A 14,431-nucleotide genomic window follows, 5' to 3' on the forward strand; every position below is an offset into this window, starting at 1 on the left:
CCCTGTCGTTGGATGACAGGCTTGACCAACTCATGAAAAAAGTACTCTTCATTGACCGCGACGGGACCATCCTCATCGAGCCGCCGACGGATTTTCAGGTGGACGCGCTGACGCGAGAAAAATTTCAGTTTGTGCCCGGTGCCATCACCGGCCTCTCGCGCATTGCCCGCGAGCTGGATTACGAGCTGGTGCTGGTGAGCAACCAGGACGGCCTCGGCACCGCCAGCTACCCGGAGGATACCTTCTGGCCAGCGCACAATATGATGTTCGACGTGCTGCGCTCGGAAGGAGTGGAGTTCGTGCGCGAGCACATCGACCGGAGCTTCCAGCACGAGAACCTGCCCACCCGCAAGCCCGGCACCGGCATGCTCACCCAGTACCTGGGCGAGGGCAGCGGCTATGACCTCACCAACTCCTTCGTCATCGGCGACCGGCTGACCGACGTGGAGCTGGCCCAGAACCTGGGCTGCCAGTCCATCCTGCTGAAGCCGGAAGGGGAGGGCGACGACCGCGCCGCGCTGACCACCATGAGCTGGGAAAAAATATACCAGTTTCTGCGGCTGCCCGCCCGCACCGCCGTGGTACAACGCGACACCAACGAAACCAAAATCAGCATCGAGCTGAACCTTGACGGCAACGGCCGCCCCGAGATGCACACCGGCCTGGGCTTCTTCGACCACATGCTCGACCAGCTCAGCAAGCACTCGGGCGTGGATATGAAAATCACCGTACAGGGTGACCTGCACATCGACGAGCACCACACCATTGAGGACACGGCCATTGCCCTGGGCGAAGCCTTCACCCAAGCCCTCGGCGACAAGCGCGGCCTGGCCCGCTACGGCTTCCTGCTGCCCATGGACGACGTGCTGGCCCAGGCCGCCATCGACTTCTCGGGCCGCCCCTGGATTGTGTGGGACGCCGAGTTCAAGCGCGAGAAAGTAGGGGATATGCCCTGTGAAATGTTTTACCATTTCTTCAAGAGCTTCTCCGACGCCGCCCGCTGCAACCTCAACATCAAAGCCGAGGGCCAGAACGAGCACCACAAGATTGAAGCCATTTTCAAGGCCGTAGCCAAGTCCATCAAAATGGCCCTGGTGCGCGACGCCGGCCGCATGGAAATCCCCAGCACGAAAGGTGTTTTGTAGTTTATCCATTTGTATAAACAAATGGATAAAGAGCTGGTTACGCGTGATTTGCACGCACAACTGTCATCCTGACTGAAGCGAAGATTCTTACATCTTGCACCGATTCGTGCTACCGTAATAAAGGCTCTCGGTTCCAGTCAGGATGACGATTTATAAGCTAAACACTCTTTAAACATTTGTATAAACAAAAGAGTAAACGACGTCCTTCACTCGATATGTTCAAATGGAAATAGCCATCATTGATTACAAAGGCGGCAACGTGCAGTCGGTGCTGTTTGCGCTGGAACGACTGGGCGTGCAGGCCACGCTCACGGCCGACCACGACGTGATTCGCCGCGCCGACAAAGTGCTGTTCCCGGGTGAGGGCGAGGCCGCCTCCGCCATGCGGGAGCTGCGCGCCCAGGGCCTGCACGAGCTGCTGCCCACGCTCACGCAGCCGTTCCTGGGCATCTGCCTGGGCATGCAGCTGCTGGGCCGCCACACCCAGGAGGGCGGCGGTACCGAGCTGCTCGGGATTCTGCCTTTCGACGTGGTGCGGTTCCCGGCCACGCCGGAGTACAAAGTGCCGCACATGGGCTGGAACAACCTGCAGGCGCTGCGCGGTCCGCTGTTCGAAGGCCTCAGCGCCGAGGACTACGTGTACTTCGTGCACAGCTACTACGCCCCGGTGGGTGAGTACACCATTGCCGAGGCCGCGTACCCCGCGCCGTTCAGCGCCGCCGTGCAGCACGAGAACTTCTACGCCGTGCAGTTCCACACTGAAAAGAGCGGCTCCGTCGGCACCCGTATCCTGGAAAACTTTCTCAAGCTGTAAGCCCTGTCTGTCATCCTGAACGGAGTGAAAGACCTTATCAAACCAGAACGAATTGTTACAACTTGATAAGGTCCTTCGCTCCGCTCAGGATGATAGGTGAACTGTTCTTAAATCCAACATGGAAATCATTCCCGCAATTGACCTCATCAACGGCCAGTGCGTGCGCCTGACGGAGGGCGACTTTGCTCAGCAAACCACCTACGACGCCGACCCGCTGGCCGTGGCCCAACGCTTCGAGGCCGCCGGCGTGAAGCGTCTGCACCTGGTGGACCTCGATGGGGCCCGCGCCAAGCGCCCCGTAAACCTGCCCGTGCTGGAGCGCATTGCCCGCCACACCAGCCTGCACATCGACTTCGGGGGGGGGCTGCAGAGCGAGGACGCCGTACGCCAGGCCTTCGACGCCGGAGCCCGGCAGATTACCGCCGGCAGCATTGCCGTGCGCGAGCCCGAAACCGTGAACGGCTGGCTCCGCGCCTTTGGGGCCGACCGCATCATCATCGGGGCCGACTACCGCGACAACCACATTTCCATCAACGCCTGGGCCGAGCAGAGCGAGCGGACCCTGCGCGAGTTCGTGGAGGGCTACCTGGCCAGCGGAGCCACCACCTTCATCTGCACCGATGTGAGCAAGGACGGCAAGCTCCAAGGCCCGTCACTGGCAACCTACACCGAACTGCGGGAGCAACTGCCCGCTGCCCGCCTCATTGCCAGCGGCGGCGTGACCACCATTGCTGACGTGGAGGCCCTGGCCGCCGTGGGCATGCACGGGGCTATCATCGGCAAAGCCATCTACGAAGGCACCATCACGCTGGAGCAGCTGCAGCCCTGGCTATGATTTCGTTTTTAAGTTGTCAGTTGTTCGTTGCTTGTCCACTCTCGATGTAGTCAGCCGGCAATAAATCATACAATCACTGACAACTGATAACGAACAACTAACAACTAAAAACCAAGCATGCTAACCAAACGAATTATACCCTGCCTCGACGTGAAGGATGGGCGCACCGTGAAAGGGGTGCGCTTCGAGGGCCTGCGCGACGCCGGCGACCCGGTGGCCCTGGCCGCCCGCTACGCCCGCGAAGGGGCCGACGAGCTGGTGTTCCTCGATATCACCGCCACCAACCAGAAACGCGCCACGCTTGTGGCCCTGGTGCGCGACGTGGCCCGGGAGCTGGACATTCCGTTCACCGTGGGCGGTGGCATCGGCACCGTATCCGATGTGGAGGCCCTGCTCATGAACGGAGCCGACAAAGTGAGCATTAACTCGGCTGCTCTGGCCCGCCCTGAGCTGATTGACGAGCTGGCCGCCCGCTTCGGGTCCCAGTGCATTGTGGTGGCCGCCGATGCCCGCTACCACGACGCCGACGGCTGGCAGATCTACACCCGGGCCGGTACCCACAACACCGGCCGCGACGCGGTGCAGTGGTGCCGGGAAGCCGCCGAGCGGGGCGCGGGTGAAATCCTGCTGACCTCCATGAGCAACGACGGCACCAAGGACGGCTTTGCGCTTGACATCACCGGGGCCGTAAGCCGGGCCGTAACCATTCCGGTGGTAGCCTCGGGCGGCGCGGGCTCCAAGCAGGACTTCACCAACGTGTTCCAGCAGGCCCACGCCGATGCCGGCCTCGCCGCCAGCATCTTCCACTTCGGCGAAATCGGTATCCGCGAGCTGAAAGAACACCTGCGCCAGGACGGCATTGCCGTGCGGCTGTAATTTTTGAGTGATGAGGTGATGGGGTGAATAGTGATGAGGTAGCTCGTCAATCTGTTTTACTTCTACATCAATGTCGGAATTCTGACGCCTTACCTCATCACCTCTTCACCTCATTACTTAGAATATGAATTTTGCAAAAATGCCCGATGGGCTGATTCCGGTGATTGTGCAGGATGCCTACACGGGGCAGGTGCTGATGCTGGGCTACCAGAACGAGGAAGCGCAGCGCGTGACCCGCGAAACGGGTCGCGTGACGTTCTTCTCCCGCTCCAAGCAGCGCCTCTGGACCAAGGGCGAAACCTCCGGCAACTACCTCACCGTGGTAAGTGAGCACGAGGACTGCGACCAGGACGCCCTGCTTATCCTGGCCCGCCCCGACGGCCCCACCTGCCACCGGGGCACCACCAGCTGCTTTGAACAGCCCCAGCAGACGCGCTACCCGGCCCCGGCCGTTAGCTTCGTGGCGGAGCTGGAGCGCCTGGTGCAGCGCCGCCACCAGCACCCCGACGAAGACCCCAAGTCATACACCGCCTCGCTGTTCCGCAAGGGCATGCCCAAAATTGCCCAGAAAGTGGGAGAGGAGGCCGTAGAAACCGTCATCGACGCCGTGGGCGGCAACGTGGAAGGCCTGAAAGGCGAGGCCGCCGACCTGCTTTACCATTTGTTGGTATTGCTGACGGCCTCCGGACTTTCCATGGAAGACGTGGTAGACGTGCTCAAGCAGCGCCACACCACCATTTCCGGCGGGGTGCGCCGGGAATAGGCAACGAAAGTTGCGGAAGTGACTCCGGTTTGGCGGTTCTCTCCGCTGTCGAATCGGAACCCCTCCCAACGGCCGCCGCATCGTTCGCAACTTGGGTTAACCAAACTCTTTAAATCGAAAAAGCCCCTTACCGACTTATAGTTGGTAAGGGGCTTTTTCGATTTACGGAGGTTATCTACTTGTTAGACAGATTCTTCCTGATTTTTTCCAGTAGGATCCGGACAATCTCCAGGTCGTCCACGTCTTGAATGCTCAGTTGGGTGTCCAGACCCGGCCCGGCAATGTGAATGAGGTAGCCCTCAGTGGGCGGGGCCACCGTCGGTTCGGATACTCGGGGAGAAGCCAGCGGGGCTGCCCGGGGCGTCGGCGCGGATAGGGGCTCAGGCGGGGTGGAAGCGGCCGGAAGTATAACAGGAGGTACAACTGCTGCTTCCGGGGAATACTGTGTGGCCGGAGTGGGAGTTGTCCGGTTTAAACCAAACAGGGCTGACACCGGGTCCGAGTCCATTGCAGCGTCTGTGAGCGACTCAGAGGGCGCAGACGGTACAAGACTCGTCTCAAAGAATGTGCTGTCTGTAGCGTAGCGCTCTGTAGGGTCTAAACGGGAGTCCTGGGAATATGCTACGGCAGGAGAGGAGGAAGATGCGCCGGGAGCGTCTGAAGCTTTGAACAGATTCAGCGGCATCTCGCCACTGGCAAGCTCGCGGCGCGGTCCCTGTTGTGCAGCCAGCTGGTCGATGTCGGCCATTACGTTGCGCTCATCCAGAATCCCGGCCATGCGGGCGCCATCTACAAATGCCTTGGCTACATTCTGCGCATTAATTTCTTCTACTCCAAACTCCCGGATCAGCATGATGTCAAACATCTGCACGGGGAGCTCCTTGTTTCTGAATTTGCGACTTATCTGGGAGAACAGTGGTGGATGCAGGAAAGCTTCGCGGTGGTAAAGCAATTCCTCCTGCTTATCGTACGCGTGCTTGATGCGGCGAAACAGATTCGTGGTGGTGAGTAACTCTCTTTTGCTGGTAAGCAGACCAAACTTCACCGCTGAACCCAGGATAGCTTTAAAGGAGCCACTAACCTTGCGATTGAGTTTACGGGCGCAAGCTTCGATAGAACACTTACCACCTGTATCATAAACTACTTCTGCTACTTCCCAGGCGCCAGCATAGGAAGTTCTAGGATAGTCTATAGTCTTTGGCATATAACAGGTTGGTTGAAGTGGTGAAACAGTACGTAAATATAAGGGCATAAAAGTGAGTTGCAAGTAGTAAAAAGCATATAAAAGTCAATAAAAGTAATACTTATTTATACTTTATTTACTTTTATTTACTATTCCGATTTTTACACATTATAAATGCCCTCAATCTGGCTATTACCTTAATAGGAACAACAGTCCATATACCTGTAATTTATATACTACACTAATGCAAGAAGGGGCGGGGCCTTGCAAGATCCTGCATTAGGACTTCATATCGATCCTTACTAGAGCACTCATAGAGTTCGTTCCCGGCCCGTGACAATTTCGCCTATCACTGAACTGACTCCTAGACAAGTGCTAATATGCTTAAGCACGACATGCCCGTGCAAATGCCTGAACAAACAGGATAGTTTGCACACACTGAATAGGAGAGAAGTACCAGAAGAATCACCTGGGTAGGGTAGAGGCTCATTTTCTTTATCAATGAGCCATGCTCACTATAAGGAATACCAAGCTTACCCAACGAATCCTCAAATGCTACTGAGCTTCGACAGCAGCTGGAGCCAGGACCAATTCGGCGACGGTAGTTTGAAACCATGAATCCATTGGCTGGTAGTAGATTGTAATGGCGTGCGCAACTTCACACCGCCCATGGTTCGTCTTGCACGTACAATCTGCGCATATACAGTTCAAACATTCCTAACCAAGTCCAGGCCAACAGTTACAGCCAGTCGCTAAGTAATTGCCGCGCCGGCCAGCGTCCAGGCTAGGCACAACTAAGAGCGTATCACGTGGTGAATCATCTTGGCTCTGATAGTCTCATTTTTATCGTCCGCTATGACACGGCCGCAGCCGCGGGCTCAACTGTAGCTAATCGCCGCCAGATGACGAACCTTTTAACGCTCCAGTAACTGAGTGCCAATGGGCAACAGGCGTACACTGATGCTTGCGGACGGATGCTCCAGAAACCAAGCAGCTGCCGGGCCACTAGACGGGCCACTAGATCCGTGAACGATTAGAGCCATAAGGTGCCAACGACGAAGCCCCAACTATAAAGAAAGGCCTCAGCTGCGTCTCTACATCACTAACAGCTTCCGCAGTACACGAGCAAACAGATTCATGTTGTCTTGCCCGTACATCAGGCGTGCAAAGCCCGCCGTTAATCTTCTACTAAGCTCAGACATGACAAGCCATAGCCGCTAGAAACCGGCATCGAAAGAACAAAACCTGTTTGTCTTATAATTTATATTATGTTAAGCGGTGTTTTTAAAAATCATCCCGACTGTATGCCGGGATGATTTCGGGGGCTTCCCTACTGCTGCAGGTGAAGCTATTTCTTCAACGCGTCAAGCTTGGCGTTCATACGCTCGGCATCGGCATTACGGCCGAGCTTGGTATATACTTTGCCCAGCGACGAAATAGTGGCGCGGTCTTCTGGCTGAGCAGCCAGCGCTTTTTCGAAGTAAGGCAGCGCTTCAGCGAAATACTTCTTGCCATCAGCTTCGAACTTCTTACCACTCTTGTTATAAGTGGCAAGATCCATCTTGCTGGCCTTAGTGTACAGGTCCGCCGCCTTGTTATAATTGTATACGCCCAGGTTGAAGTTGGCGTCGAAGTTGGTTGGCTCTGCTTCTACGGCCTGGCGATACGCTTTCAGGGCTTCTTCGGGCTGCTTGGCCTGGTCCAGCAACGAACCTTTAACAGCGTACAGGTTGGCGTTTTTCGGGTCGGCGGCAATGGCTTTGTCGATTTTAGCCAGCGCTTCCTTGCCACGGCCGGCGCTCAGATCGGCGTTCAAGTCTTCGAGCATGAAGCCCTTGTTGTTGGGATACGCCTGTAGCGCCTGCTGAATTACTTTCGCTGCTTCAGCTTCGTTCTTTTCCTGGCGCGCAATCTGCAACATGCGGCCGTACATCTGCGGCGACTTGTAGTTCATGGCAATCAGCTGGCCATACGTAGACTTTGCGGTGGCAAAATCGTTTTTGGCTTCCGCGGCGTAGGCCGAGTACAGATAAGCCGTGGTATCCTGCGGACGGATCTGCTGGGCCATCTGGTACGACTTGATAGCTCCGTCGTAGTCCTTGCCATTGTAGCTTTCCACGCCGGCGTTCAGCGCCATGCCATACAGGTTGTCGAGTTTAGCGGTGGCCTGCTTGCCGTACTCACCGTCTTTGCCTTCCAGCTCGATGGTTTTCTTGTACGACTCAAACGCCGTGCGCGTGCCTTCACCGGCGCCCAGCGACTTACCGTAAATGGGGCTGGCCGCCATCGCCTCATAGATTTCACCCCGCGTGTACCAGGTTTTGGCCTTGGTGGAGGTCTTCTCATTGAGAACTGCTTTGTCGATATCGGTGCGGGCTTTGTCAAGCAGGCCCTGGCGCTGGTTCAGAATGGCGTTGGTAACGGCCGAAGTCTGAGCCGAAGCGGAAGTCAGTGCCGCCGCAGCGACAAGCGTCAGAAGGATCTTCTTCATAGGGAGGTTTTTCTGAAGAATGGTCAAAAGGAAAAAGAAAAGAAAATTTCAGGGGAAACGGGGAAACAGCGCCCGAAGTTCAGTGCTGCCCCGCGCCGGGTTGGAAAGCAAGAGGCTGGTCGTGAAACCAGCCTCTTCCCTCCTTTTGCGCAAAGCTATTCGGTCGGCACCGAATCTGCATCGTCAGCAGCTTCCGGCTCGGCCGCCACATCGGCTACTTCTACCGCCGACGTCAGGCCTTCGCCGGTAAGTGCATCCAGCTCAGCTTCTTTTTCTTCCTCGGCCGCGACTTTCGCCACCGAAGAAATTTCATCACCCTCGTTGATTTTCAGCAGCCGCACGCCCTGGGTGGCCCGGCCGATGATACGCAAATCAGCCACCCGCAGGCGGATGGTGAGGCCCGATTTGTTGATAATCATCAGGTCGTCGGTGTCGTTGACGTCCTTGATGGCAACCAGCGCACCGGTTTTCTCGGTGATTTTCATGGCCTGCACCCCTTTACCACCGCGGTTGGTGATGCGGTACTCTTCCAGCTCAGAGCGTTTGCCATAGCCGTTCTCCGAAACCACCAGCAGCTCCTGCGTGGGGTCCGAAACGCAGACCATGCCTACTACCCGGTCGGCATCCGAAGCCAGCGTGATGCCGCGCACCCCGGCAGCCGTGCGGCCCATGGAGCGCACTTTGCCTTCGGGGAAACGGACGGCACGGCCGGAACGCAGCGCCACCACAATTTCGGAGTTACCGTTGGTCAGGCGCACGTCGAGCAGCCGGTCGCCCTCATTGATGGTAATGGCGTTGATACCGGCCGTCCGTGGACGCGAATAGGCTTCCAGCGGGGTCTTCTTCACCGTACCCTGCTCGGTGCAGAACATCAGGTAAGTGTTTTCCAGGTAGTCCGGGTCGCGGAGGCCGCGCACGTTCAGCACGGAGCGCACCGAATCTTCGCGCGGAATCTCAATCAGGTTCTGGATAGGCCGACCTTTGGCGCCTTTGCCACCTTCAGGCACTTCGTACACCTTCAGCCAGAACACCCGGCCCAGCTCCGTGAAGAACAGTAGGTACTCGTGGGTGGTGGCTACGAACAAGTGCTCAGTGAAGTCATCCTGCTTGGAGCCGGCGCCCCGGGCACCTACCCCACCGCGGCCCTGCGCCCGGTACTCGGCCAGCGGGGTACGCTTGATGTAGCCGTCGTTGGAGATGGTAATCACCATGCTCTCGTCCGCAATCATGTCTTCCATCGAGAAGTCGCCACCGGCGTACTCAATGGCCGTGCGGCGCTTGTCGCCGTACCGCTCCCGAATATCGATCAGCTCGTCCTTGATGATCTGGCGCTGCAGCTCCTCGGAAGCCAGCACCGACTTCAGGTAATCAACCAGCTTCATCAGCTCGTCGTACTCCTGCACAATCTTGTCGCGCTCCAGACCGGTGAGGCGCTGCAGGCGCATGTCCAAGATGGCGCGGGCCTGCACCTCGCTCAGCGAGAACCGCTCGATCAGCTGGCCGCGGGCCACTTCGCCGTCGCGGGAGCCCCGGATCAGGGCAATCACCTCGTCGAGGTGGTCGAGGGCAATGAGCAGGCCTTCCAGGATGTGGGCGCGCTTCTGGGCTTCGGCAAGCTCGTAGCGCGTGCGGCGCACCACCACGTCGGCGCGGTGCTCCACGAAGTAGTGGATCAGCTCCTTGAGGTTGAGCGTCATCGGACGCCCTTTCACCAGGCACACGTTGTTGACACCGAACGACGACTGCAGCTGCGTGTAGCGGTAGAGCTGGTTGAGCACCACATTGGGCATGGCATCGCGCTTCAGATCGTAGACGATACGCATCCCGTCGCGGTCGGACTCATCGCGCAGGTCGGCGATGCCTTCGATCTTCTTCTCGTTGATGAGGGCCGCCGTTTTCTCGATCATCGACGCCTTGTTCACCATGTAGGGAATTTCGGTGATGATGATCTGCTCCTTGCCGCTGGGCAGGGTTTCGAAGTGCGCCTTGGCCCGCACCACAATGCGGCCACGGCCGGTTTCGAAGGCCTGCTTCACGCCTTCGTAGCCGTAGATGGTGCCGCCGGTCGGGAAGTCGGGCGCCAGCACGTGCTCCATGAGCTCGGCCACGGTGATGTCCGTGTTGTCGAGGTAGGCAATGATGCCGCTCACCACTTCGGTGAGGTTGTGCGGGGCCATGTTGGTGGCCATGCCCACGGCAATGCCGGTGGTGCCGTTCACCAGCAGGTTCGGAAACTTGGCCGGCATCACGCTCGGCTCTTCCAGCGAGTCGTCGAAGTTGGGCTGGAAGTCAACGGTTTCCTTGTCCAGGTCGCCGAGCAACTCGTCGGCGAGGCGCTTGAGACGGGCCTCGGTGTAGCGCATAGCCGCCGGCGAGTCGCCGTCGACGGAGCCGAAGTTACCCTGGCCATCCACGAGCGGGTAGCGCAGGCTCCAGTCCTGGGCCATGCGCACCATCGTGTCGTACACGGAGGAGTCGCCATGCGGGTGGTACTTACCCAGCACCTCGCCCACGATACGGGCTGATTTCTTGTAGGACTTATTGTAGGAGACGCCCAGCTCGCTCATGCCGTAGAGCACGCGCCGGTGCACGGGCTTGAGACCGTCGCGCACGTCGGGCAGGGCCCGGGAGATGATAACCGACATCGAGTAATCGATGTAGGCGCCGCGCATCTCGTCTTCGATGTTAATCGGAATGATTTTTTCGCCTTCCGCCATAGGGAGAACTTAGTCGGCCGGCTGCGCCCTGAAGGGCCGCGCCGGCACTGTGAATGAAGGGTGCGTTAAGCCTGCAAGATAGGCAAAAAAGGCCGTTTTTCCAACGTCTGGCCGCGCTTCTCCCCTACTTCAGTGACTTACTTTTGTCAGCTTTGTGCTTGCCGGCCTTGGGGTTGTATGTCTTGATTTTTTCGCCGATGGCCGGGTTCTGCTTCTTCAGCAAGGGCTGCCCCCGGTACTTGACGCCATCGTGAAAATGCACCTTGCGCGTGTGGCAGGAATTGATGGGGCAGGTACGGCAGGACGCGGCCAGCAGCAGCACTAGCGCCGGCACCAGCAAACGGAGATAAAACGAGCGGAATGTCATGCGGCAAAGATGGCAGTTTCTGGTTGTCCGGGACGGCGCGGGCTTCTACACCGCCGTGCACCCGACTGAAGGCAGGATGCTTTAACCCAGATCCTGACCTTCCCATTCGCGCAGAAACTGCGTCAGGAAGGTTTCCATGAAGGCATGGCGCTGCTCGGCTACACGGCGGGCCGCGGGCGTATTGAGCCGCTCCCGCAGGTGCAGCAGCTTCTCGTAGAAATGGTTGATGGTGGGGGCCACGTTCTGCTTGTAGCTGGCAAACGAGGCGTGCTGCACCGGCGGCACCGTGGGGTCGTGCAGCGGCCGGCCCTTGTGGCCACCGTAGGCAAAGGCCCGGGCCACCCCAATAGCCCCGATGGCGTCGAGACGGTCGGCGTCCTGCACCAGCGCGCCTTCAATGGTGCTCATGGGCGTAGGTACGCTAAGGCCTTTGAAGCTGACTTCGCGGATAATGGTTTCCACGGCCTGAATAACGCTTTCGGGCGCGTGCTGGCTCTCCAGCCAGGCCCGGGCGGCCCGGGGACCGGCTTCTTCGTCGCCGTCGTGAAACTTCCAGTCGGCTACATCGTGCAGCAGCGCGCCCAGCTCGGTGTGCAGTGGGTTGGCTTCCGGAGTGTCCTGGACCAGGGCCCGGGCCACCTGCCACACTCGGCGGATATGCTCCCAGTCGTGCCCGGAACCTTCGTATAAGAACTTTTCCCGAACGAAGTCGGCAGTACGGCTGATGAGGGCAGTTTCCAAAACCTGAGGGCGCTAGTGAGCCTGCAAAGCAACAACACCCGCGCCACAAAATAACCGGCCCGCCTGCCAGAGCCGGCGCACGCAGCACCAGACTTGCAAATATGTAGCTGATTACGAATTTCCTGCCCGGCTTTCGCCAATTAACTCCCGCTTGTATTCGCCGGCCGCAATCCGTACCTTATGAAAGTGTAGCACCGGTCGAATACTCATTCCCCACCTACACGAAACCGCTTTGCTCTCTACAGCCATGGACCGGTTAAGACGTTGCAGCCGTGTAGCTGCCTGCTGGGCTTTGTTGGGCGGTCTGCTGCTGCTGGCCCCGTTGCCGGTGCCGGCAGAGGGCTTGCGCAATGATACTCCACTCCTACCGGCCTCGGGCCCGGGCGCGGTGGTTTCGCTGCGCACCCTGCTGGACACCGTGGCGCTTGGCTCGACTGCCACCTATGAGAGGCTGGCGCTGCAAGCCGGTTTCGCGGTCCAGACCTTTTATCTACAGCGCGACTTCGCCCCGGCCTGGACACACCCCGACTCCGGCTGGAACCACAGCGCCACCCGGGCGCTGGCCCTGCTCCGGCGCGCCCCTGCCTTCGGGCTCCACCCCGAAACCTACGCCTGGCCCCTGCTGCAGTCCCTGCCCGACTCGCTGCAGCATGCCTCCAGCGTGGCCGGCAGCCTGAGTGGGTTTGAGCTGCGCCTGACCGATGCGCTGCTGCGCTACGCAGCCCACCTGCGCTATGGCCGGCTGCAGCCGTTTACGACCAGCCCGGCTACGCTGAGCGAGCCGGCAGCCCGGCAAAGCATCGAACAACTCACGCAGGCGCTGGCAGCCGCAGAGTTTGAAACGGCCTTTTTGGCCTGCCAGCCCACAGGCACGAGCTACCAGGCCCTGCAGCAGGCCTGGCGCCGCACGCTCCCCCCCGATTCGGTGCTGATGAGCTCCGCGCAGCCGGCCTACGGTAACGCGGCCGATTTCCGGCGGGTGGCACTCAACCTGGAACGGCTACGGTGGGATATCGCCCTGCCCGACTCGGAAACGTACATTCTGGTGAACATTCCATCCTATTCGCTGCACATCATCGAAAAAGGCCGCGTCGTCCGCACGCACCGGGTTGTGGTCGGCAAACCCGATACGCCGACCCCCGTGCTCAGCAGTCGACTTACCGTGTTCATGACGGCCCCCGAATGGCGCGTGCCGCACAGTATTGCCGTGCGCGAGATATTGCCCGAGCTGCAGGATGACCCTGGCTTCCTGGCCGACAATAAGTATCGGCTATTCGATGCCCGCAACCGTCAGGTCAATCCATGGCGGGTCCGCTGGAGCCGCGTCACGCCGCAGACCTTTGGCTATACCATTCGGCAGGAACCCGGCCGGCACAATGCGCTGGGCAATCTGGTGTTCTACTTCGCCAACCAGCACGCCATCTACCTCCACGACACGCCAGCCCGGGCCCTGTTTCGGGAGCCACATCGGGCACGCAGCCATGGGTGCATCCGGGTGGAAAAGCCGCTGGAGCTGGCAGCCTACCTGTTGGAGCGTGAACACCAGCAAGCCGCCCTGCCCGACATCCGGCGCAATATCGCCACCCACACCACCTGCCGCTACGACCTGGCCCAGGGCCTGCCCATCCGCATCCGCTACACCACCTGCGAAGTGCAGAACAGCCGCCTGCGCTTCCATCCGGATATCTACTGCCTGGATGAAGACCTGGCCACCGTTTTAGCATCCCCCTGAGGGCGTGCGGGTTCTATAAAATCGTTATTCTTTTTTTCGCTCAGGCTTGAAAATCTAATTTTAGCCCCTAGTTTTGCACCACAATTCGCCTCCTTAGCTCAGCTGGTAGAGCAACTGACTTGTAATCAGTAGGTCGTTGGTTCGATCCCGACAGGAGGCTCTAAGACAAATTAACCCCTTGCAAATCAATGATTTGCAAGGGTTTTTTTCTTGGTGTGCCCGTCGGTGTGCCTCTTTGCAGGTTTTTGAGGTTATCCAGCGGGCAGATTGCCTGTTTCTGGAATTGGCCCTCTCCTATTGTGATAGCCTTAAAACGGCCAGTGTGCGGCCACCCAGATCTGGCGAGCTTATCGCACTTTCCCCAACTGGCTCAGGTTAGGTGCTGAAACAGGCAATACTTTTCCGCTCATGAGTGCCCCCCTCTTTCACCCCGGTCAGGAGGTCGTCTGCATCAACGACGACTTCACGATGCTGCTGGTACAGAACCCCAATATCCAGACGCCCAAGCGCGGGCCGATCTACACCGTGCGCGACATCTACGACACGCACAACGGCTTCGGTATCACGCTGGCCGAAATTAATAATGCCGCCGTGGCACCTGGCTTTCCAGAGGCCAACTTCCACGAATCACGTTTTGCGCTGGTGCCTCCACTGGAGGAAATCAGTATCGCGGAAGCCATTGAGGAGGCAGTACTGGTATAGGCAATCCAGAAAATAAGTACTGACCAATGCAATATCTGTGGGCGTTTGAGAGTCTATAGTACTTG

At 58.6% G+C, this 14,431-nt stretch carries 12 protein-coding genes and 1 tRNA gene; 8 read left to right on the forward strand and 5 right to left on the reverse strand.

Annotated features, from left to right (window positions below; genetic code table 11):
* The first annotated feature begins 32 nt into the window (after positions 1-32).
* From hisB to hisIE, 5 genes are all read left to right on the forward strand, one after another.
* The gene (gene hisB / locus O9Z63_RS07280) at positions 33-1,145 is read left to right on the forward strand and encodes a bifunctional histidinol-phosphatase/imidazoleglycerol-phosphate dehydratase HisB (protein ID WP_270128640.1); all 1,113 of its coding nucleotides are present in this window, start codon (positions 33-35) and stop codon (positions 1,143-1,145) included.
* Positions 1,146-1,368: 223 nt separating this feature from the next.
* Positions 1,369-1,959: an imidazole glycerol phosphate synthase subunit HisH gene (hisH, locus tag O9Z63_RS07285; protein WP_270128641.1), complete on the forward strand. Its 591-nt coding sequence runs from the start codon at positions 1,369-1,371 to the stop codon at positions 1,957-1,959.
* A gap of 118 nt (positions 1,960-2,077) precedes the next feature.
* Positions 2,078-2,794, forward strand: coding sequence for a 1-(5-phosphoribosyl)-5-[(5-phosphoribosylamino)methylideneamino]imidazole-4-carboxamide isomerase (gene hisA, locus O9Z63_RS07290; protein WP_270128642.1), 717 nt, complete (start codon positions 2,078-2,080; stop codon positions 2,792-2,794).
* 117 nt (positions 2,795-2,911) lie between these two features.
* Positions 2,912-3,670 (forward strand): imidazole glycerol phosphate synthase subunit HisF, encoded by a 759-nt coding sequence (gene hisF, locus O9Z63_RS07295; RefSeq protein ID WP_168679701.1) that lies wholly within the window; start codon positions 2,912-2,914, stop codon positions 3,668-3,670.
* Positions 3,671-3,794: 124 nt separating this feature from the next.
* Entirely contained in the window at positions 3,795-4,433 is a 639-nt protein-coding gene (gene hisIE / locus O9Z63_RS07300; RefSeq protein WP_270128643.1) for a bifunctional phosphoribosyl-AMP cyclohydrolase/phosphoribosyl-ATP diphosphatase HisIE, read from the forward strand.
* A 175-nt stretch (positions 4,434-4,608) separates the two neighbouring features.
* On the opposite strand, the gene O9Z63_RS07305 is transcribed toward hisIE, so the two are convergent.
* The 5 genes from O9Z63_RS07305 to O9Z63_RS07325 form a co-directional block, all read right to left on the reverse strand.
* Positions 4,609-5,637, reverse strand: a complete 1,029-nt coding sequence (locus tag O9Z63_RS07305) for a hypothetical protein (protein WP_270128644.1) — start codon at positions 5,635-5,637, stop codon at positions 4,609-4,611.
* 1,327 nt (positions 5,638-6,964) lie between these two features.
* The gene (locus O9Z63_RS07310) at positions 6,965-8,107 is read right to left on the reverse strand and encodes a tetratricopeptide repeat protein (protein WP_044019045.1); all 1,143 of its coding nucleotides are present in this window, start codon (positions 8,105-8,107) and stop codon (positions 6,965-6,967) included.
* Between the two features lie 155 nt (positions 8,108-8,262).
* Positions 8,263-10,824 (reverse strand): DNA gyrase subunit A, encoded by a 2,562-nt coding sequence (gene gyrA / locus O9Z63_RS07315; RefSeq protein ID WP_270128645.1) that lies wholly within the window; start codon positions 10,822-10,824, stop codon positions 8,263-8,265.
* Positions 10,825-10,948: 124 nt separating this feature from the next.
* Positions 10,949-11,191 carry a hypothetical protein gene (locus O9Z63_RS07320; RefSeq protein WP_270128646.1) on the reverse strand — a complete coding sequence of 81 codons (243 nt, stop codon included), beginning with the start codon at positions 11,189-11,191 and terminating at the stop codon, positions 10,949-10,951.
* Between the two features lie 81 nt (positions 11,192-11,272).
* Complete coding sequence (locus O9Z63_RS07325; RefSeq protein ID WP_270128647.1) at positions 11,273-11,932, reverse strand: HD domain-containing protein; 660 nt, start codon at positions 11,930-11,932, stop codon at positions 11,273-11,275.
* A 292-nt stretch (positions 11,933-12,224) separates the two neighbouring features.
* Between O9Z63_RS07325 and O9Z63_RS07330 the strand changes: the two genes are divergently transcribed.
* From O9Z63_RS07330 to O9Z63_RS07340, 3 genes are all read left to right on the forward strand, one after another.
* Positions 12,225-13,664 (forward strand): L,D-transpeptidase scaffold domain-containing protein, encoded by a 1,440-nt coding sequence (locus O9Z63_RS07330; RefSeq protein WP_270128648.1) that lies wholly within the window; start codon positions 12,225-12,227, stop codon positions 13,662-13,664.
* 87 nt (positions 13,665-13,751) lie between these two features.
* Positions 13,752-13,824: transfer RNA gene (locus tag O9Z63_RS07335), tRNA-Thr, on the forward strand.
* A gap of 248 nt (positions 13,825-14,072) precedes the next feature.
* Positions 14,073-14,366: a hypothetical protein gene (locus O9Z63_RS07340; protein WP_270128649.1), complete on the forward strand. Its 294-nt coding sequence runs from the start codon at positions 14,073-14,075 to the stop codon at positions 14,364-14,366.
* Positions 14,367-14,431: the final 65 nt, after the last annotated feature.

The sequence above is a fragment of the Hymenobacter yonginensis genome, assembly GCF_027625995.1.
GTDB classification, from domain to species: domain Bacteria; phylum Bacteroidota; class Bacteroidia; order Cytophagales; family Hymenobacteraceae; genus Hymenobacter; species Hymenobacter yonginensis.

Coding starts and splice junctions, on each gene's coding strand:
- hisB (WP_270128640.1), top strand. CDS start 33: ATGAAAAAAGTACTCTTCATTGACCGCGACGGGACCATCCTCATCGAG.
- hisH (WP_270128641.1), top strand. CDS start 1,369: ATGGAAATAGCCATCATTGATTACAAAGGCGGCAACGTGCAGTCGGTG.
- hisA (WP_270128642.1), top strand. CDS start 2,078: ATGGAAATCATTCCCGCAATTGACCTCATCAACGGCCAGTGCGTGCGC.
- hisF (WP_168679701.1), top strand. CDS start 2,912: ATGCTAACCAAACGAATTATACCCTGCCTCGACGTGAAGGATGGGCGC.
- hisIE (WP_270128643.1), top strand. CDS start 3,795: ATGAATTTTGCAAAAATGCCCGATGGGCTGATTCCGGTGATTGTGCAG.
- O9Z63_RS07305 (WP_270128644.1), bottom strand. CDS start 5,637: ATGCCAAAGACTATAGACTATCCTAGAACTTCCTATGCTGGCGCCTGG.
- O9Z63_RS07310 (WP_044019045.1), bottom strand. CDS start 8,107: ATGAAGAAGATCCTTCTGACGCTTGTCGCTGCGGCGGCACTGACTTCC.
- gyrA (WP_270128645.1), bottom strand. CDS start 10,824: ATGGCGGAAGGCGAAAAAATCATTCCGATTAACATCGAAGACGAGATG.
- O9Z63_RS07320 (WP_270128646.1), bottom strand. CDS start 11,191: ATGACATTCCGCTCGTTTTATCTCCGTTTGCTGGTGCCGGCGCTAGTG.
- O9Z63_RS07340 (WP_270128649.1), top strand. CDS start 14,073: ATGAGTGCCCCCCTCTTTCACCCCGGTCAGGAGGTCGTCTGCATCAAC.